Here is a 19621-nt window from a genome sequence, read left to right on the forward strand (position 1 = left end):
CTGTCGGTGCGCGTTACTTAAATACCCGTTTATCGTGCACCTGAACTGAACATTATGGGTTGGATTGGCTGTTCCTCGACGCTTCGCGCAGGCGTTGCAGGAAAACCGATTCGGCTTTTGTCAGGCGTTGTTCCTGATTCCACAGCAGGCTGATGTCCACGGAGCCAACGCCTTCTTCAGGCGGCAGGCGCCACAGATGCCCGGCACTCAATTCTTTCTGGCAGATGTGCTGCGGCAGGCAGGCGATGCCGAAACCCGCCAGCACCAGACGTAACACCTCCTGGGTATTGGCTGACGAGGCGACGATTTGCCCGGTCAACTGATGCAGGTCGCGAAACTCGGCAAGCGATGACAACGTGCCGCCCAGCAGATCCCCGGTGAAAATAATTAACGGCTCGTTGCGCAGGTCTGCGAGGCTCAGGTCCTCACGTCCATATAAAGGGTGCGCGTCGCTGCAATAAAACGCGTAGTGCTCTTGAGTCAGGCACTGCTGGCCGAGCCAGGCAGGGGCGGTACGATTGACCGCGAGGCCGACACTGGCGGTTTTCTGAGCGAGAGAACTGAGAATCGCATCGCTTGATTGCACGTCGATTTCCAGGGTGATGCCGGGATAGTCGCGATGCAGCTCCAAAAGAAATCTGTCGTAGGCCGGGCAGCGAATGCCGCTCACCGTGAGCAGGCGAACTTTGCCCACCACCTGATCGCTGCTGCGTTCAAGGGCCGCATCCAGTTGCGTGAAGTGGCCTTGCACTTCGGCCGCCACACGCAGTGTTTCGATACCTGACTGGGTGAGCAGAAAGCGTGGCCCACGGCGCTCGATCAGCGCCGCACCGAGTTGCTCTTCCAGGCGTTTGATCGCCTGGCTTACCGCAGGCTGGGACAGGTGCAGACGCACTGCGGCGCGGCTGATACTCAGCTCCTGTGCCACGACCTGAAATGTACGCAACAGATTCCAGTCCAGTCGCTCGCCCAATGGTCGCGAAGAGGGGCGGGGGATGGCTACCGGGCTAGTTGATTGAGTCACTGCACAGCCTTTATTGGTGAAAAAAATAATGAATATAAGTAATGGCGAATTGAACTGCGTTGCCCTTTGCTCTTAAAAAGGCTGCACAAATTGCGCCATGACCTTTTTGATGGAACCCACGATGTCCGCTTCTGCCAGCCACAATCGGCTACCGCTGCACATGCCCGAGACCGAGCGCGCCGCCCGTTGCGAGCTCGCTGCGCTCTATCGTTTGCTGGCGTACTACCGCATGACCGACCTGATCGATACGCATATTTCCTTGCGGCTACCGGGCGACAGCGGGCACTTTCTGATCAACCGCTATGGCACCTTGTTCGAGCGCATGAGCGCCAGCACGCTGGTGAAGATCGACAGCGAGGGTAACGTCGTCGACGAGTTCTATCCCGAGCATCGCGTCAACCGTGCAGGCTTCGTCATTCATTCGGCGATCCATGCGGCACGCCCCGATGCGCACTGTGTGATTCATACCCACACCGCAGCGGGCATTGCAGTCTCTGCGCAACTGGCGGGGCTGTTGCCGTTGAGTCAGCATGCCTTGAAGTTTTACAACCGCCTGAGCTATCACACCTACGAAGGCATCGCCCTTCATGTCGCCGAGCGTGAGCGTCTGGTGGCCGATCTGGGCAGTACCAATGCGATGATTTTGCGTAATCATGGTTTGTTGGTGGCAGGTGGTTCAGCGGCTGAAGCCTTCTCCAATATTTACTTTCTGGAGCGTGCCTGCCAGGCGCAGGTTCAGGCATTGGCTGGCGGCACCGAATTGATACAGCCCGACCCGCAGGTCTGCGAGCACACTGCGCAGCAGTTCGAGGCCGATGACAGCGATGGCATCACTGAGCTGGCCTGGGAGGCTGCGCTGGAATTGATCGCCAGCCAGCGTCACGAGTATTGCTCATGAAGCCTCTGGTGTTGCTTGGATCAGGCGGCGGCCTGGGTCGTGTTCGTGAAAATCTCCTGGCGCTGGATTCGTCGCTGACGATTTTGCGGCCGGGCGAAGCGGGTGCGCAGGAGGCTGAAGTTGCACTCTGCTGGAACCCGTCAGCGGGCGATCTGGGAATGTTCCCTCACTTACGTCTGATTCATTCCATCGCTGCCGGTGCTGATCAGATCTTCAAGGACCCGAGTCGGCCAGCACACGTTCCTGTCTGCCGCATCATCGATCCAGACCATCGGCTGGGCATGATCGAGTACGTGTTGTGGGGTGTTTTGCACTACCACCGTGGCTTTGATCAGATGCTGAAAAATCAGGCCCGTGTGGTGTGGAACCGGCCTGGGCAGCAACCCGCCAAGCAAACCCGAGTGGGCGTTATGGGGCTTGGCGAGCTGGGCCGCGCCGTTGCGGTGCAACTGGCGGGGCTGGGTTTCGATACGCGTGGCTGGGCACGCCGTCCGCAGCAGGTAGAAGGTGTAAAAACCTTCCAATTAGCTGAATTCAATGAATTTTTGAGCGGTTTGGACATCCTGGTCTGTTTATTGCCTCTTACCACAGAGACAGTCGGCATTCTGAATCGCGAGACCTTCGCACTCATGACGAAGGGCTCGGTGGTTATTAACTGTGGTCGTGGCGAACATCTGCGTTGCGATGACTTGCTGGCAGCGCTGGACAGCGGTCAGTTGCGTGGCGCTTTGCTGGATGTATTCGAGCAGGAACCGTTACCCAAGGAAGATCCATTCTGGCGCCATCCGCAAATATGCGTGACGCCGCACATTGCTTCATCCGCTTCCTACGAAGTGATCGCTGAGCAGATTCTGGGGAACCTGAAACGCCTTGATGCGGAGCTACCCTTGGCGAATCAGGTGAACCCGGAACAGGGCTACTAGGGAGAGTAGTAACAAGTCAGACCTAGAGGGGGCTTCTTGGGGAGAAGAAGCCGGGGCTGGCTGTGAGTGTCTACAAGCTGCTTATCCAATGAGCTTCTTGATAATAAGAAAGCCATCGCGAATGTATTGGCGAAAGAAACATTCCCTTCTGAATCTGCCAATAAATATCCGCTCGCCCAACGAAGGATAGCGGATGCGATAACCAACGGAGCAGCAGTAATGAATGTCAGTAAATTGAGTGTCATTGCCCTGGCAGTGGCAGCGGGATCTGTGCAGCCGGTTTTTGCTGATTCTCAGGCAGACGCAAAGGGTTTTCTGGAAGGCGCCAAGTTGAATGTCAAGGCGCGCAACATGTACATGAACCGTGATAACCGCGCGACTAACGCGACCAAAGCTTACGGCGAAGAGTGGGCTCAGGGCTTCATCGGTAACTTCGAATCCGGCTTCACCCAAGGCACCGTAGGTTTCGGTCTTGATGCCATTGGCCTGTACGGCATGAAGCTGGACACCGGCGGTGGTCGTTTCGGCGGCGGCACCGGTTTGCTGCAACCCACCAAAGATGGCCAGGGCGTCAAGGACGACTACGGCTATGCGGGCGCAGCAGTAAAAATGCGCATTTCCAAAACCGTGCTCAAGTTTGGTGATCAGGTTGTCAACAACCCGGTGTTCGCCACCTCTGACAGCCGTCTGTTGCCAGAAACTGCCCAAGGTCTTTTGGTCACCAGTAACGAGATCGATAGCCTCACGCTGCAGGGCGGTCACTTCACGGCGCTGAGAAACCGCAACCAGAGTTCCCACGATAATGCGGGCCTGGATGTCATCAACTTTGGTGGCGGTGCGTACAAGTTCAACAAGAACCTGTCGACCAGCGCGTACTACTCCAACGTCGAAGATATCTGGCGTAAATACTACGGCAGCCTGACCTATGCGTTAGCGCTGACGCCGCAAGATGCTGTGAAGTTTGACCTCAACGCTTACGACACCAAGAGCATTGGCAAAGAAGAGTTGGGCAAATACGACAACACCATCTGGAGCCTGACGGCGTCGTACAGCATTGGCGCGCACACCTTCCAGGTGGGTCGTCAGGTGGTTAACGGCACCAAAGGCTACGACTACGGTATCGACGGTAATAGCACCATCTTCCTCGGTAACTCGGTTCAGTATTCCGACTTCAACCATGAAGACGAGAAGTCCTGGCAGGCTCGTTACGACCTGAACATGGCGACCTATGGCGTGCCGGGTCTGAGCTTCATGACGCGGTATGTGAAAGGCACCGACTTCAAAACCGCCACCAGTGATGATGCCAAGGCCTGGGAGCGTGACGTTGAAGTCAAGTACGTCTTCCAGTCCGGTCCTGCCAAGGATCTGAGTTTGCGTGTGCGTGCCGCCAGCTATCGTAGCCCGTCTTCTGATGGCGCCGGTAAAGTCGATGACACGCGTCTGATCATTGAGTACCCGATCAGCATCCTGTAACCCGTTTCGATCCCCATCGAGATGTAGCCCGCTCCGGATTCATCCTCTGGAGCGGGTTTTTTATTGGCGCGTTTCAAGGGTTCAACCTGCGGTAGTCACGACCGCTCTGGATCAGCGCATCAATGGTTGCCAAGGGCGGCGTCCAGCCGAGCACCCGACGCGCTTTGTCCGAATCAACCGCGAGTGACGCACACAGCGTTGAATACATTGCACCTTTACCCAGCAACCTGGCTCCATGGCGCAATAACGACTTGGGCACAGGCACTAGCCGAGCGGTCGAGCCCATACCGTTCGCCAGGTGCGTCACCAGTTCAGCGGTGGACATGTCAGCGCCGTCGGATATCAGAAAAAGCTCATTGGCCGCCGCCGGGTGCTTGATGCACAGCGCAATGAAATCCACCAGATTCTCCAGGGCAATCATGCTGCGCCGGTTATGGATGGCGGCAAACGGCATGGGGACACCCGAATGAACCCATTGCATCAATCGTGAGAAATTCCGCGGTGCGTGTCCTGCGTACACCAGTGGCGGGCGGATGATCACCCACTCCATGGCTGTCCCTTGTAACAGCTTTTGCAACGCTTGCTCAGCTTCAAGTTTTGACTGTGCGTAGTCATCCGTCGGGGCGGGCAGGGATATTTCGCTGAACGGGGCGTGGTGGGTTGTCGAGCCGTTGACACCGACTGAACTGATGAAAATGAAACGTCGGGTGCCTGCCGATAATGCCTGCCGTGCCAGGGCCAGTGTGCCGTCGACATTGGTACTTCTGAGTTCTTTAAGCGAAGTGCCGGGTGTGGCGAGATGGGCAGCAACATGAATGACGGTATCTACGTCTTGCAGAGCAGCGGACCAGTCGGTCGCCGCATTGGCTGTACCTACTTGAATCAGGGAAGCCCCAGAAGGCTCCCGGTTTTCGTGCCGTGTCGAACCTATCACTTGGTATTCAGAGTCCGTGGCAAGCCTGTGCAGTAGTGCTTTACCGATAAAACCTGTTGCGCCGGTGACGAGAATTTTCATGGTCTTCCTGACATGTCATGTGCAATAGCTGGAAGCAGAATAGTCGCAAGATCGGGTATTGCTGATTGTTGGCGGCACAGACCCGTTGCCAAATGTGTAGCGGTGGCGTATTTCAATTTCCGGCGCTCAGGCCTTTCATGCTCAACGCTTCCAGCAATGCCGCCGCATACCCCGGCAACGCATCGAAATCCAGCGCGCACAGGAGTAATTGCCGGTCGGCCCATGCGTCGCTCAACGGCACACTTTTGAAGTGATGCTGCCCTTGCCAGCGTTGCACTGCTGCTTGCGGCACGATGCTCAATCCTGCGCCGTGGCTGGCCATTCGGATCGCTGCGTCAAAGCCTTCAGCGCGCACCCTGATGCGCAGCCGCTTACCGACATGCAACGCTTGCGCTTCCAGGTGCAGCGCCAGCGCACTGTTGGCCGACAGGCCGACGAATTCGTAATCCAGCGCCTGGCTGAAATGCAGGTGCTCTTCAAGCGCCAATGAATGATTCAGCGGCATGATCAGGCTCAATGGGTCCGCTCGAAACGGTCGGGTCTGCAGGTCACTGGCGTCGACGGCGTCGGAGATAATCCCGATGTCGGCCGTGCCATTGCGCAACGCATGAAGGATGCGCAGGCTCGGTTGTTCTTCGACATCGATGTCGATGTTCGGATGGCTGACCAGGAAATCCGCCAACAGCTCTGGCAGATGCTCGCTGAGGGTTGAGCTGTTGCACAGCAGGCGCACTTGTCCCTTGAATCCCTTGGCATAGTCCGCGAGATCAAACTGCATGCGCTCTACCTGTTGCAGTATCAGCCGCGCGTGCTGCGCCAGCGCCTTGCCCGCAGGCGTGGGCGTAACGCCGCGCCGACCGCGTTCTAGCAGCGGAATGTTCAGCGAGGTTTCCAGCCCTCGAATGCGCGCACTCGCTGACGCCAATGACAAATGACTGCGCGCTGCTCCGGCGGTGATATTGCCGCTTTCCAGCACATTCAAAAACAGGCGTAGGTCAATCAGATCGAAGTGCATGTGGGTTTTCTGGTGTGGCTCATCTCAAAACAATGCAAACCACCGCATTGAAATACATATTTCTGTAGGAGCTGCCGAAGGCTGCGAAGCGTTGACCCTGACACGAAGCCATCGCAGCCTTCGGCAGCTCCTACAGGTATTCAGACAGCGACCAGTAAATACAGCCTCTGCTTCTGCCTGAGGCTGGCTCAGTATATGGCGAATTTTCCAATACGGTCTGTGCTGCCAATATAACGCCATGAACGACATTATCGAGCACTACCAAACTCTCGGCTGGACCTTGTCAATACTGGTGATAGGGACTTTTCTGCTGGCCGGAACCGTGAAGGGTGTAATCGGCCTTGGCTTGCCGACTGTGGCCATGGGCTTGCTCGGGATGGCTATGCTTCCGGCGCAGGCAGCCGCATTACTGATTATTCCTTCGACTGTGACCAATGTCTGGCAACTGATGACTGGCGGTCATCTGATCCCTTTGCTCAAGCGGCTTTGGCCCATGTTGCTGATGATTACTTCAGGGACAGTTTTGGGGTCCATGGTCATCGGCATCAGCAGCGGCCCGTTGATGACTCGGGCGTTAGGCGCGGCCTTGTTGCTTTACGCCTTGAGCGGGCTCTTTTTACCGACGCTGCGCGTTGCGCCACGTCATGAAGTCTGGCTTGGCCCTGTGTGCGGTTTTGTCACCGGCGTGATCACCTCGGCCACCGGGGTGTTTGTGATCCCGGCCGTGCCTTACCTGCAAGCATTGGGTTTGGAGCGCAACGCGTTAGTGCAGGCGTTGGGGCTGTCGTTCACAGTCTCGACGCTGGCGTTGGCAGGTGGCCTGTTCTGGAATGGCGCGCTCGGTGGCGGCGAGTTGGGGGCTTCTGTTCTGGCGCTGATCCCTGCGCTGCTGGGCATGTGGTTTGGGCAGTGGCTGCGTCAGCGGATCAGCGCGCAGACGTTCAAGCGCGTGTTCTTTATCGGCATGGGAATATTGGGTTTGCATCTCATGCTCAGCTAGTAGCGTTCAATAATGAAGGGCTTATTCGTGCTTGTGGGTCAAAAGTTATTTGATCTCGTCGGCCTTATTCCGACAAGCCTCAGCCTGTATCTTTCGCCCATCAAATTTAATGACCCTCCCTTTTACTTGATGGGGTAACGCATGAAAAAGATTCTGTTGTTGAACGGCGGCAAACAATTCGCTCACTCCGATGGTCGGTACAACGCCACCCTGCACGAAGCGGCGGTGGCTTATCTGGATCGCTCCGGGTTCGACGTCAAAGAAACCTTCATTGATGGCGGTTACAACATCGCGGATGAAGTGCAGAAGTACCTGTGGGCAGACGTCATCATTTATCAAATGCCAGGCTGGTGGATGGGCGCGCCGTGGACCGTCAAGAAGTACATCGACGAAGTCTTCACTGAGGGGCATGGTTCGCTTTACGCCAACGATGGCCGTACCCGATCCGATGCGTCGCAGAAATACGGCAGCGGCGGCTTGCTCAAGGGCAAGCAGTACATGATTTCTGCAACCTGGAACGCGCCACAGCAAGCGTTTGAAGACCCGACTGATTTCTTCGAAGGCAAAGGTGTGGATGCAGTGTACTTCCCGTTCCACAAAGCCAACGAGTTCCTCGACATGACCGGCTTGCCGACTTTCCTTGCCGTGGATGTCATGAAAATGCCGAACATCGAGAACGACGTGAAGCGTTACGAAGCGCATCTGGCGAAAGTGTTTGGGGTGTAACCGCAGGTTTGACAGGGGCGCCTAACCCCGTGGGAACGAAAGCGGCGGTACAGACGATAGATATGTATTGGATGTACTGAGGTCTTCGCGAATGAATTCGCTGCCACAGGTTCGGCCCTCAGTATTGGTTTTCAACTCTTGCTCAAATTAGCGCTAATATCCCGCGTATTTTCGAGCGGAGTACAAGGATGAAAGCCCGGTCTGACGAATTACAGGTATTTGTTTCAGTCATCGAAAGCGGTTCAATTTCTGCCGCTGCCGAGCAGATCGGGCAGACGCCATCGGCCATCAGCCGCACGCTGTCGCGCCTTGAGGCCAAGCTGGAAACCACCCTGATCAACCGCACCACGCGGCGCATGGACCTGACCGAGGAGGGCAAGTACTTTCTCGAACAGGCCCGGCAGATCCTGGCGCAAATGGAAGACCTCGAAGAACGCCTGTCACTGCGTCACCAGACGCCGGCCGGGCGTTTGCGGATCAACGCGGCATCGCCATTCATGTTCCATTCGGTCGTGCCTTACGTGGCCGAGTTTCGCCAGCGTTGTCCGGAGATCCAGCTGGAGCTCAACACTAACGATCTGATCATTGATCTGCTGGAGCAAAGTACCGACGTCGCCATCCGGATCGGCAACCTTGCTGATTCGACCTTGCATGCCCGTTTTCTGGGCAGCAGCCCGCTGAATATTCTGGCCAGCCCGGCTTATCTTGAGCGTCATGGTCAGCCGAAAACGGTGGCAGCTCTGGCCAGTCATACACTGCTGGGCTTTACCCACACCGAAACCCTCAATCACTGGCCGTTACGCCATGCCGAAGGTGATCGCTTACTGATCCAGCCAACTATTTCCGCGTCCAGCGGCGAGACCCTGCGCCACCTGGCGCTAGCGGGTGAGGGGATCGTTTGTCTGTCGCACTTCATGACCCACGAAGACATCCGCCTGGGCCGCCTGAAAATTATCCTGCCCGCCGCCAACAGCGGCCATCGCCAACCGATTCATGCGGTGTACTACCGCAACTCACAGCTGGCGCTGAGGATTCAATGCTTCCTGGATTTCATTCAGGAGAAAATGGCGGGGTATGTGGTTTAGTTGGCCACTTGCGACTAGACCGCGACGGTTCAACAAGACTGTGAGTGCATTCTCTGTAGGAGCTGCCGAAGGCTGCGAAGCATTCATTCTGACACACCACCATCGCAGCCTTCGGCAGCTCCTACAGGTCTAAAATTTGCGTTTACGGCCTCACTGGTCATTAATCAATCTCGTCTGACCTTCACATTAAGGAAGCCTCATGCGAGTGGTTATGTTCAAGACACTGGCTTTGTCAGTGGCAATCATCAGTTCCTCTTCAGTATTCGCCGTCACGCTGGAAGGCGGTGCGGTGGCGTCGCCTGATGAGTATGGCGCCAAGGTCGCGGCGGATGTGCTGCGCAAAGGCGGCAACGCGGTGGATGCCGCCGTCGCTACGGCGTTCACGCTCGCCGTGACCTACCCAGAGGCGGGCAACATTGGTGGCGGTGGTTTCATGACCTTGTTCATGGATGGCAAACCGTATTTCCTCGATTACCGCGAGACTGCACCTAAAGCTGCCAGCCGCAACATGTACCTCAACGAAAAGGGCGAGGTCATTGAAAGCATGAGCCTCGTTGGCGCTCGCGCAGTGGGCGTGCCGGGCACGGTCATGGGGCTTTGGGAAGCGCATCAGAAATTCGGCAAGCTGAAGTGGGCTGAACTGCTGACTCCTGCGATTGGCTATGCTCAGAACGGCTTCAAGGTGGCTGAAAAACAGTACATGTACCGCCAGGAAGCCTTGGAGCTTTTTAAAGGTACGACCAACTTCAATGACTATTTCGGCAGCATGAAGGTGGGTGAAACCTTGCGCCAACCTGAGTTGGCCAAGACCCTGGAACGCATCGCCAACAAAGGTGCCGATGAATTCTACAAAGGCGAAACCGCTGATCTATTGGTCAAGCAGATGGAGCATGACAAGGGGCTGGTGACCAAACAGGATCTTGCTGATTACAAAGCGCTTTGGCGCAAGCCGCTACACGTCAACTGGCAGGGCAACACGTTGTACACAGCGCCGCTGCCCAGCTCTGGCGGTGTGGCGTTGGCGCAACTGATCGGCATCAAAGAGCAGCGGGCTGACGATTTCAAGGGCGTGGCGCTGAATTCCGCCAAGTACATTCATCTGCTGGCGGAGATCGAAAAACGTGTATTTGCCGATCGCGCTGATTACCTGGGCGACCCGAACTTCACCAAGGCACCTGTTGCAGAGTTGATCGACCCGAGTTATCTGGTCAAGCGCGCAAATGAGATCAACCCGACCGCAATTTCCCCGACCGAAAAGGTCAAACCGGGGCTGGAACCGCACCAGACCACGCACTTTTCCATCGTCGACAAACAGGGCAACGCGGTCAGCAACACTTACACGCTGAACTGGGATTACGGCAGTGGCGTGGTAGTGAAAGGCGCGGGCTTCCTGCTCAACGACGAGATGGACGATTTCAGTTCCAAGCCGGGCGTGGCTAACGCGTTTGGTGTGGTCGGCGGTAGCGCCAATGCCATCGAGCCGGGCAAGCGCATGCTTTCATCGATGAGCCCAAGCCTGGTGACACGTGACGGCCAGGTAACGCTGGTACTGGGTACACCCGGTGGCTCGCGGATTTTCACTTCGATCTTTCAGGTGCTGAACAATATTTACGACTACAAGCTCCCGCTGAAGGAAGCCGTAGGGGCGCAGCGCGTGCATCACCAGTTATTGCCCAAGGACACCATTTACTACGATTCCCACGCACCGCTGACCGGCAAAGTTGCCGACGAGCTGAAAGCCATGGGCTACACGCTCGAAGATCAGGGTTGGGAGATGGGTAACGTGCAGGCGATCAAAGTGGACGGCACGAAGCTGGAAACAGCCTCGGATCCGAGGGGCAGGGGAGTGGGGATGGTGGTGCGGTGATTAACTCATTGCTGAATTGAAATGAAATTTATCTGTGGGAGCAGAGCTTGCTCGCGATAAGGCTGAACGCGACCTAAAGTGAATCGCGTCCAGCCTTATCGCGAGCAAGCTCTGCTCCCACAAGTGGTCAGCTTTTGTGGCTAATTAATGATGCTCACGCGTAGCGCGGAATTTCACGTCTGCCCAGCGCTCTTCCATCAAGGCCAGGTTAACCCGTGTTGGCGCGAGGTAGGTCAGGTGACCGCCGCCGTCCAGTGCAAGGTTTTCCACGGCTTTGACTTCAAACTCTTCGAGCTTCTTCTTGTCCGTGCACTCGATCCAGCGAGCTGAATACACAGTGATCGGCTCGTAAGCGCATTCGACTTTGTATTCTTCCTTCAGTCGGCTTGCTACCACATCGAACTGCAGCACACCCACGGCGCCGAGAATGATGTCGTTGCTGCGCAGCGGGAAGAACACCTGCGTGGCGCCTTCTTCGGCCAGTTGCTGCAAACCCTGACGCAATTGCTTGGACTTGAGCGGATCCTTCAGGCGCACGCGACGGAACAGTTCCGGGGCGAAGTGCGGGATGCCGGTGAAGCCCAGGCTTTCGCCTTCGGTGAAGGTATCGCCGATCTGAATCGTGCCGTGGTTGTGCAAACCGATGATGTCGCCCGCGTAGGCTTCTTCAAGCATTTCACGCTCGGAAGAGAAGAACGTCAGCGCGTCGCCGATACGCACGTCTTTGCCCAACCTGACATGGCGCATTTTCATGCCCTTGTCGTAGCGGCCCGAACAGATACGCATGAAGGCGATACGGTCGCGGTGTTTCGGGTCCATGTTCGCCTGGATCTTGAACACGAAGCCGGTGAATTTCTCTTCAACCGGTTCAACGGTGCGCTCATTGGCAACACGGGCCAAAGGCTTCGGCGCCCAGTTCACGACCGCATCCAGTACGTGGTCAACACCGAAGTTGCCCAGAGCCGTACCGAAGAACACCGGGGTCAGTTGACCGTTGATGAACTCTTCCTGATTGAACTCGTGGCAGGCGCCTTGCACCAGTTCCAATTGCTCGACGAAACGGTCGTACTCGTCACCCAGATGAGCGCGGGCTTCGTCCGAATCCAGCTTCTGGATGATCTTGGTTTCAGTGCGCTCGTGGCCATGGCCTGCGGTGTAGACAATGATGTAGTCGTCAGCCAGGTGGTAAACACCCTTGAAGTCGCGGTAGCAACCAATCGGCCAGGTCACTGGCGCAGCCTTGATTTTCAGGACTGCTTCGATCTCGTCCAGCAACTCGATCGGGTCGCGAATATCGCGGTCGAGTTTGTTTATGAAGCTGACGATCGGCGTGTCACGCAGACGGCACACGTCCATCAGGGCGATGGTCCGTGGCTCAACCCCTTTACCACCATCGAGCACCATCAGCGCCGAGTCGACGGCGGTCAGGGTGCGATAGGTATCTTCGGAGAAGTCTTCGTGGCCCGGGGTGTCGAGCAGGTTGATCATGTGATCGCGATACGGGAACTGCATGACCGACGTGGTAATGGAGATGCCGCGTTGCTTCTCCATTTCCATCCAGTCGGACGTCGCGTGACGATCTGATTTACGAGATTTCACCGTGCCGGCGACGGAAATGGCCTTGCCCATCAACAGCAGTTTTTCTGTGATGGTGGTTTTACCCGCATCCGGGTGGGAAATAATGGCGAAAGTGCGGCGTTTCGCGACTTCGGCGGCCTGTTGGGTCATGGGAAATCGCCTGGCAGGTGAGTCAAAAAAGGGCGCAGATTATAGCCTAAGTCGAGGCAATAACCGTACCGTTGAGTAGATGCGCGGTGGCCAATTAGCATCTTTCATGGGAACCTTTCAGGTCGTGGAGACGTCCATTCCCCCGTCAAGGCCAGTAAAACGGCCAACGTCAGGGGCTGATTCATCAGCATTGTTGGCTTGACGAAGCTGCGCTAATGGCTTGTGTTTTCGCCGAGGGCAACCTCAATGGCGACCCACCCGCTGCTCTTCGCGAACGTTATTCCTGATCACCTGCAAGGGGCGGTCAACGGCAACGCGTTCGCCGACTGAAATAAGGAGTCCGCCTGTGGCTAATCGCTATGGCAAGGGGCTGATTGGAGGTGCGGTTGTAATCGCACTCCTGGCCCTGCTGATCCACTGGATCGGCATCAGTACTATCAAGCAATATCAGGATGACCTGCTTTTCTATCTGCAAGCTCACCTGATTCTGGTTCTGGTTTCAATGTTGGCGGCCCTTGTGGTCGGGATCCCGGCGGGCATTGCCCTTAGCCGACCAAGCATGGTTGGCCGCGCCGAACGCTTCATGCAGATCTTCAACATTGGCAACACCGTTCCCCCTCTCGCCGTTCTGGCCATTGCCCTCGGGATTCTCGGGATCGGTAGTGGACCTGCGATCTTCGCGCTGTTCCTCGCCTCGCTGTTGCCCATCGTGCGCAACACCTATGAAGGCCTCAAAAACGTTCAGGGTTCACTCAAAGAAGCGGCTGTCGGCATCGGCATGACGCCGCGTCAGGTTTTGTGGCGGGTGGAGTTGCCCAACGCCGTGCCGATCATCGTCGGTGGTGTGCGTGTCGCGCTGGCCATCAACGTGGGTACTGCACCGCTGGCCTTCCTGATCGGCGCCAACAGCCTCGGCAGCCTGATCTTCCCGGGCATCGCCTTGAACAATCAGCCGCAACTGGTGCTGGGCGCAGCGTGTACCGCTCTGCTGGCATTGCTGCTCGATGGTCTGGTGACACTCGCCAGTCGTACTTGGCTGGAACGCGGCCTGACTCGCTGAGCGAAAGGATTACCGATGAAAAAATTATGCTTGTTTCTAGGCTTTGCCATGCTGTTCCCGGCATTTGCCCAAGCGGCGGACAAACCGCTGCTGCGCATTGGCGCTCGTGTGTTTACCGAGCAGACCATGCTGGCTGAACTCACCGCGCAATACCTGCGTACCAAAAACTACGACGTGCAAATCACTGGCGGTCTGGGCAGCAACCTGGCCCGTAGCGCACAGGAAAGCGGTCAGCTGGATCTGCTGTGGGAATACACCGGCGTTTCGCTGGTGGCTTACAACCACATCGATGAAAAGCTCGACAGCGAACAAACCTACGCACGGGTGAAAGAAGTCGACGCCAAGAAAGGCCTGGTCTGGCTTTCGCCGTCGAAATTCAATAACACCTACGCCTTGGCGTTGCCGCAGAAAGTGGCGGACAAATACCCGCAGGTCAACACCATGACCGACCTGACCAAAGTCCTCAAAGACGAAGCCAAAGAGGGTCATGTCGTAGCGCTGGACACCGAGTTCGCCAACCGTTCCGACGGTCTGATCGGCATGGTCAAGCATTACGACATGAATCTCGGTCGTGAAAACACTCGGCAGATGGACGCAGGCCTGGTCTACACCGCGCTGCGTAACGGCCAGGTATTTGCCGGGCTCGTCTACACCACCGACGGCCGCTTGAACGCCTTCAAACTCAAAGTGCTGGAAGACGACAAGCATTACTTCCCGGACTACACCGCCGCCCCGGTGATCCGTCAGGAGTATCTGGACAAGCATCCGGAAATTGCCACGTTGCTCAAGCCGCTGGCTGATTTGCTGGACAACCAGACCATGATTGACCTCAACGCTCGTATCGACGTTGGTCATGAAAGCCCGTCCACGGTTGCCGCAGATTTCCTGCGTCAGCACCCACTTAACTAAGGAAGGAGACGATATGAGTATTTTTAGCGCCTTCTCCCACCTGGATTGGGCACAGGTCATTCAACTGACCTGGCAGCACATCACGCTGGTCGGCATTGCTGTGACACTGGCCATCGTTGTCGGTGTTCCACTGGGTGTGTTGATGACCCGCTTCCCGGCGCTCGCTGGCCCACTGCAAGCCAGCGCCACCGTTCTGCTGACCGTGCCATCGATTGCCCTGTTCGGCCTGCTGCTCCCGTTCTACTCCAAGTTCGGCCAGGGCCTTGGCCCGATGCCCGCTATTACCGCCGTGTTTCTGTACTCCCTGCTGCCGATTATGCGCAACACGTATCTGGCACTCACAGGTGTGGAACCGGGTATCCGCGAAGCCGCCAAAGGCATTGGCATGACCTTCGGCCAGCGCCTGCGCATGGTTGAACTGCCTATCGCCGTACCGGTGATCCTCGCTGGCGTGCGTACTGCCGTGGTGATGAACATCGGCGTCATGACCATTGCCGCCACCATCGGTGCTGGCGGTCTGGGTGTACTTATTCTTGCTTCAATCAGCCGCAGCGATATGTCGATGCTGATCGTCGGCGCGGTACTGGTCAGCATTCTGGCCATCATCGCTGACCTTCTCCTGCAATGGCTGCAACGTGCGCTGACTCCAAAAGGATTACTGAAATGATCGAACTCCAGAACCTATCCAAGACTTTCCAAAGCAACGGCAAAGAAGTGAAGGCTGTTGATTCGGTCAGCCTCACCGTGAACGAAGGTGAGATCTGCGTCTTCCTCGGCCCCTCGGGTTGCGGCAAGTCCACCACCCTGAAAATGATCAACCGCCTGATCATGCCGACCTCCGGCAAGGTGCTGATCAACGGTGAAGACACCACTGATCTGGACGAAGTGACCCTGCGTCGCAACATCGGTTACGTGATTCAGCAGATCGGTCTGTTCCCGAACATGACCATCGAAGAAAACATCGTAGTGGTCCCAAAACTCTTGGGCTGGGACGCCAAGCGTTGCCACGACCGTGCTCGTGAACTGATGAGCATGATCAAGCTGGAACCCAAGCAGTACCTGCATCGCTACCCGCGTGAGCTGTCCGGAGGTCAACAGCAGCGTATCGGTGTGATCCGCGCCCTGGCGGCTGACGCGCCCTTGCTGTTGATGGACGAACCTTTCGGTGCGGTCGACCCGATCAACCGCGAGATGATCCAGAACGAATTCTTCGAAATGCAGCGCGCGCTGAACAAGACCGTGATCATGGTCAGCCACGACATCGACGAAGCCATCAAGCTGGGCGACAAGATCGCTATCTTCCGCGCAGGCAAACTGCTGCAGATCGACCACCCGGATACCTTGCTGGCGCACCCGGCAGACGAGTTCGTGTCGAGCTTCGTCGGCCAGGACAGCACCCTCAAGCGTCTGCTGTTGGTCAAAGCCGAAGACGCTGCGGACAACGCCCCATCGGTCAGCCCGGAAACCCCAGTTGCCGATGCACTGGAAGTGATGGACGAAAACGACCGTCGCTACATCGTCGTCACCGATGCCGAGAACAAGGCCATGGGCTATGTGCGTCGTCGCGACCTGCATCGCCAGACCGGCGACTGCCTGCAGTTCCTGCGTCCGTTCAACGCCACCGCAGCCTACGACGAACACTTGCGCATCCTGCTGTCGCGCATGTACGAGTTCAACCGCTCATGGCTGCCGGTGCTGGATGCCGAAAACGTGTTCCTGGGTGAAGTAACTCAGGAATCGATCGCTGAATACCTGAGCTCGGGCCGTTCACGTGGTGGCAAGACGAGCATTGTTTCACCGGCTGAGATTGCGGCTGACGCTCAGGCCTGATGTAAAAGCCCCGCGCTGCAATGGCGCGGGGTTTGCTCATCCTCGTAGTGCATCCGTAGGAGAGGCTTTGGCCGCGAGAAGGTCGGTACATTCGCTGGATCGCCTTCACCAGGAACAGCGTCCTCCCGGTTAAAGCCAGTCCTAAGGGATTGCGCGGTCCTTGTGGGGGGGCGTCTCCGCATGGATCCCGGTTGCTCCACATGTCACCCGTTCCCCCGCCTTTATAGCCTATCGGTAGACGTCTTTACGGTTTCCAAGCTGTACGACGAGAACTCGCAAGGCGCCATCTTGTATCTCGCATATCACCCGATAATCTCCAACGCGATAGCGCCACAAACCTCCCAATGGCCCAACCAAAGCTTTGCCGGTGCTACGAGGATCATCACGACTGACGATCCGTTCATCCATATAGTCCAGGATGCGTTTGGCTATTTGCCGATCCAGTTTGCGTAATTGCGTTTTTACGGTATCCGTATATTCAATCGTCCAAACCAAGGTCTTTCCTTACATCGGCAGCTGAGTGAACGGCTTCCTGCCCCTTGCGCAAGCGCTCGAGGACCTCGGCCGCCAGATAATAGTCCTCGAGCTCAGTCAGGCCGTTGTCGATTATTTCGCGAAGATAAAAAGCTTTGGTTCGGCCGGTGCTGCTAGCCAAAAAATCAAGGCGTTGCTCAATTTCGGGTGCTAAGCGAATGGAAGTAGCCATATTTAAGTCTCCTGTGAATGCATGTATTCAATGTATCACACGCTCCTGAGGACGCTCCAAACCTAGTGTGTACCTCCGATTATCGGTAGCTGATTCTCAAGGCTCGACGGGGATGTAGCTATCACGTCGGTAACTCATCCTTGACTCCAACTCGTCTGCTCCCGCTCCCGCAGGAGACCGCATTCTCCTGCGGAGAGTGATTTTGTGCTCTATTGCGGCTCTACTGTAATCAACGATCTCTCAACTAACCCCTGCGCAATCTCGACCAGATGCACCACCGAAAATGCCAGGTCGCGTTTCTGGCCGGTGAAATGGTCGCTGGATTCGTAGGCGGTGGCGGCTGCGCAGCGGAGTAGGTCGCTGACGCTCTTGTTCGAGTGTGGTTTTCATCACGTTGTTACTCCTGAAAATTCCGGAGCCATCATTTGCCGCTCTCACACAGCAAAGGGGTGGCAGCTATGTACGGGGTGAGAGACCGGCAGGAGCACCCGGCCAGACCGAAGTCTGCCCATACACAGCTGCCATAACGGGCAGGCGGATGCACCTGATACAACCGGGCTCTCACACCCGACCACCGATTCTTCAGTGGCGGAGCGCAGGCTAGTTCCGGGAAATGGCGGGCGCAAGCGGGTTTGAGTTTCTAGGAAACTTCACACGGGAGATAGGGACGAGTCATTCGTAATCGTCACATTTTTTGTGGGAAATCCCCGTCTTGTGGGAGCTGGGCTTGCCCGCGATAAGGTCGCCGCAGATATCAGGTCTATCGCATTCAGCCTTATCGTCGGAATGCCGCCCAGACCAAGCCCGGCTCCCACAGGTTCTGCGGTGATAGATATACCGAGAAGGCGCCATCTCACCACTCGATTCACCTCAAAAATGAACATCAAGCTGTCACACAGGTCCGTTACTACAGTGGGGCATACGAGCCGATCCGGCACAAACGTCTGCAAATGCGACATTTTTTGTTGATCTCAAACCCCTCAGGTCCTACAGTTCGCGCCGAACGTCCATGCTGGAAACGATCCATCCGGCTCAAGTACTGACGACGAGACAGCAAGGCCATAGGGAATGCGCTTCCTGGTGGCCTTTTTGCTTTCGGCGGACATGCCTTGGGAAGTAGGCGAACCAAAGTGGGGATACGGAGGACGTTCATTTGCACCCATTGATTAATGCAGTTTGCCAGTAGGAGTTTCCGCATGCCGATCCAGGTCGAAGACTATTTCCAGCGCGACACCTTCAACAAAATGAAGGCGTTTGCCGACAAGCAAGAAACCCCTTTCGTGGTTATCGATACCGCGATGATCAGCCAGGCCTACGATGACCTGCGCGCAGGTTTCGAATTCGCCAAGGTTTACTACGCCGTCAAAGCCAACCCGGCGGTCGAAATCATCGACCTGCTCAAGGACAAAGGTTCGAGCTTCGACATCGCGTCGATCTATGAGCTGGACAAGGTCATGGACCGCGGTGTCACTCCAGACCGCATCAGCTACGGCAACACCATCAAGAAATCCAAGGACATCCGCTACTTCTACGAGAAGGGCGTGCGTCTGTTCTCCACGGACTCCGAAGCCGACCTGCGCAACATCGCCAAGGCTGCGCCGGGTTCGAAAGTCTACGTGCGTATCCTGACCGAAGGCTCGACCACGGCTGACTGGCCTCTGTCGCGTAAATTCGGCTGCCAGACCGACATGGCCATGGACCTGCTGATCCTGGCTCGTGATCTGGGTCTGGTGCCTTACGGCCTGTCGTTCCACGTCGGTTCGCAACAGCGCGACATCAGCGTCTGGGACGCGGCGATTGCCAAGGTCAAAGTGATCTTCGAGCGTCTGAAAGAAGAAGACGGCATCACCCTCAAGCTGATCAACATGGGCGGCGGCTTCCCGGCCAACTACATCACCCGCACCAACAGCCTGGAAACCTACGCTGAAGAAATCATTCGCTACCTGAAAGAAGACTTCGGTGATGACCTACCGGAAATCATTCTGGAACCAGGCCGTTCGTTGATCGCCAACGCCGGTATCCTGGTCAGCGAAGTGGTGCTGGTGTCGCGTAAATCCCGCACTGCGGTTGAGCGTTGGGTGTACACGGATGTGGGCAAGTTCTCCGGCTTGATCGAAACCATGGACGAAGCCATCAAGTTCCCGATCTGGACCGAAAAGAAAGGCGAGATGGAAGAAGTGGTTATCGCCGGCCCAACCTGCGACAGCGCCGACATCATGTACGAAAACTACAAGTACGGCCTGCCGCTGAACCTGGCCATCGGTGACCGCCTGTACTGGCTGTCCACCGGCGCGTACACCACTAGCTACAGCGCTGTTGAGTTCAATGGCTTCCCGCCGCTGAAATCGTTCTACGTTTAAGC

Annotated in this window: 18 protein-coding genes and 1 pseudogene; 12 read left to right on the forward strand and 7 right to left on the reverse strand. The window is 56.6% G+C overall.

Translation table 11 applies throughout. From position 1 onward, the window contains the following. Positions 1-52: 52 nt before the first annotated feature. Positions 53-1024, reverse strand: coding sequence for a LysR family transcriptional regulator (locus AUC61_RS15610; protein ID WP_243247156.1), 972 nt, complete (start codon positions 1022-1024; stop codon positions 53-55). 121 nt (positions 1025-1145) lie between these two features. Between AUC61_RS15610 and AUC61_RS15615 the strand changes: the two genes are divergently transcribed. The 3 genes from AUC61_RS15615 (at position 1146) to AUC61_RS15625 (ending at position 4318) form a co-directional block, all read left to right on the forward strand. Beyond that, on the forward strand, positions 1146-1922 hold the full coding sequence (locus tag AUC61_RS15615; protein WP_279291049.1) for a class II aldolase/adducin family protein: 777 nt from the start codon (positions 1146-1148) through the stop codon (positions 1920-1922). After that, positions 1919-2845 (forward strand): 2-hydroxyacid dehydrogenase, encoded by a 927-nt coding sequence (locus tag AUC61_RS15620; protein WP_243247157.1) that lies wholly within the window; start codon positions 1919-1921, stop codon positions 2843-2845. Before AUC61_RS15615 ends, AUC61_RS15620 begins: the two co-directional genes overlap by 4 nt. 219 nt (positions 2846-3064) lie before the next feature. Next, the gene (locus AUC61_RS15625) at positions 3065-4318 is read left to right on the forward strand and encodes an OprD family porin (RefSeq protein WP_243247158.1); all 1254 of its coding nucleotides are present in this window, start codon (positions 3065-3067) and stop codon (positions 4316-4318) included. Positions 4319-4391: 73 nt separating this feature from the next. Here the strand turns inward: AUC61_RS15625 and AUC61_RS15630 are convergent, their stop codons facing one another. Together AUC61_RS15630 and AUC61_RS15635 are read right to left on the reverse strand one after the other, a co-directional pair. After that, the gene (locus tag AUC61_RS15630; RefSeq protein ID WP_243247159.1) at positions 4392-5333 is read right to left on the reverse strand and encodes an NAD-dependent epimerase/dehydratase family protein; all 942 of its coding nucleotides are present in this window, start codon (positions 5331-5333) and stop codon (positions 4392-4394) included. A 112-nt stretch (positions 5334-5445) separates the two neighbouring features. Continuing rightward, positions 5446-6348 carry a LysR family transcriptional regulator gene (locus AUC61_RS15635; protein ID WP_243247160.1) on the reverse strand — a complete coding sequence of 301 codons (903 nt, stop codon included), beginning with the start codon at positions 6346-6348 and terminating at the stop codon, positions 5446-5448. Between the two features lie 238 nt (positions 6349-6586). On the opposite strand from AUC61_RS15635, the gene AUC61_RS15640 reads away from it, so the two are divergent. The 4 genes from AUC61_RS15640 to ggt all read left to right on the forward strand — a co-directional run bounded on the left by AUC61_RS15640 (position 6587) and on the right by ggt (position 11026). Further along, positions 6587-7348, forward strand: a complete 762-nt coding sequence (locus AUC61_RS15640; protein WP_243247161.1) for a sulfite exporter TauE/SafE family protein — start codon at positions 6587-6589, stop codon at positions 7346-7348. Between the two features lie 141 nt (positions 7349-7489). Next, on the forward strand, positions 7490-8074 hold the full coding sequence (mdaB, locus tag AUC61_RS15645; protein ID WP_243247162.1) for an NADPH:quinone oxidoreductase MdaB: 585 nt from the start codon (positions 7490-7492) through the stop codon (positions 8072-8074). 188 nt (positions 8075-8262) lie between these two features. Next, on the forward strand, positions 8263-9159 hold the full coding sequence (locus AUC61_RS15650) for a LysR family transcriptional regulator (protein ID WP_243247163.1): 897 nt from the start codon (positions 8263-8265) through the stop codon (positions 9157-9159). A 199-nt stretch (positions 9160-9358) separates the two neighbouring features. Further along, complete coding sequence (gene ggt / locus AUC61_RS15655) at positions 9359-11026, forward strand: gamma-glutamyltransferase (RefSeq protein ID WP_243247164.1); 1668 nt, start codon at positions 9359-9361, stop codon at positions 11024-11026. A 144-nt stretch (positions 11027-11170) separates the two neighbouring features. On the opposite strand, the gene AUC61_RS15660 is transcribed toward ggt, so the two are convergent. After that, positions 11171-12754, reverse strand: a complete 1584-nt coding sequence (locus tag AUC61_RS15660) for a peptide chain release factor 3 (protein WP_243247165.1) — start codon at positions 12752-12754, stop codon at positions 11171-11173. Between the two features lie 346 nt (positions 12755-13100). Between AUC61_RS15660 and AUC61_RS15665 the strand changes: the two genes are divergently transcribed. The 4 genes from AUC61_RS15665 to AUC61_RS15680 are packed head-to-tail and all read left to right on the forward strand — an operon-like array spanning position 13101 to position 16553. Continuing rightward, positions 13101-13814 (forward strand): ABC transporter permease, encoded by a 714-nt coding sequence (locus AUC61_RS15665; RefSeq protein ID WP_095098671.1) that lies wholly within the window; start codon positions 13101-13103, stop codon positions 13812-13814. Positions 13815-13829: 15 nt separating this feature from the next. Continuing rightward, positions 13830-14723 carry a glycine betaine ABC transporter substrate-binding protein gene (locus tag AUC61_RS15670; RefSeq protein ID WP_122666788.1) on the forward strand — a complete coding sequence of 298 codons (894 nt, stop codon included), beginning with the start codon at positions 13830-13832 and terminating at the stop codon, positions 14721-14723. A gap of 13 nt (positions 14724-14736) precedes the next feature. Beyond that, positions 14737-15390, forward strand: coding sequence for an ABC transporter permease (locus AUC61_RS15675; RefSeq protein ID WP_087266619.1), 654 nt, complete (start codon positions 14737-14739; stop codon positions 15388-15390). Beyond that, complete coding sequence (locus AUC61_RS15680) at positions 15387-16553, forward strand: osmoprotectant ABC transporter ATP-binding protein OsmV (protein WP_243247166.1); 1167 nt, start codon at positions 15387-15389, stop codon at positions 16551-16553. The genes AUC61_RS15675 and AUC61_RS15680 overlap by 4 nt, the downstream gene beginning before the upstream one ends. Positions 16554-16781: 228 nt before the next feature. Here the strand turns inward: AUC61_RS15680 and AUC61_RS15685 are convergent, their stop codons facing one another. The 3 genes and pseudogenes from AUC61_RS15685 to AUC61_RS26645 form a co-directional block, all read right to left on the reverse strand. Next, on the reverse strand, positions 16782-17048 hold the full coding sequence (locus AUC61_RS15685; protein WP_231673760.1) for a type II toxin-antitoxin system RelE family toxin: 267 nt from the start codon (positions 17046-17048) through the stop codon (positions 16782-16784). Continuing rightward, positions 17032-17259 carry a type II toxin-antitoxin system RelB family antitoxin gene (relB, locus tag AUC61_RS15690; protein ID WP_122805763.1) on the reverse strand — a complete coding sequence of 76 codons (228 nt, stop codon included), beginning with the start codon at positions 17257-17259 and terminating at the stop codon, positions 17032-17034. Before relB ends, AUC61_RS15685 begins: the two co-directional genes overlap by 17 nt. Before the next feature lie 209 nt (positions 17260-17468). Next, a pseudogene (locus AUC61_RS26645) lies at positions 17469-17612 on the reverse strand (DUF6124 family protein); the annotation flags it as partial. Between the two features lie 843 nt (positions 17613-18455). Here AUC61_RS26645 and AUC61_RS15700 point away from each other — a divergent pair. After that, a complete protein-coding gene (locus AUC61_RS15700; RefSeq protein ID WP_243247167.1) occupies positions 18456-19619 on the forward strand; it encodes a type III PLP-dependent enzyme in 1164 nt (387 codons plus the stop codon). Positions 19620-19621 lie beyond the last annotated feature (2 nt).

Source organism: Pseudomonas maioricensis, from assembly GCF_022790535.1.
Lineage (GTDB): Bacteria > Pseudomonadota > Gammaproteobacteria > Pseudomonadales > Pseudomonadaceae > Aquipseudomonas > Aquipseudomonas maioricensis.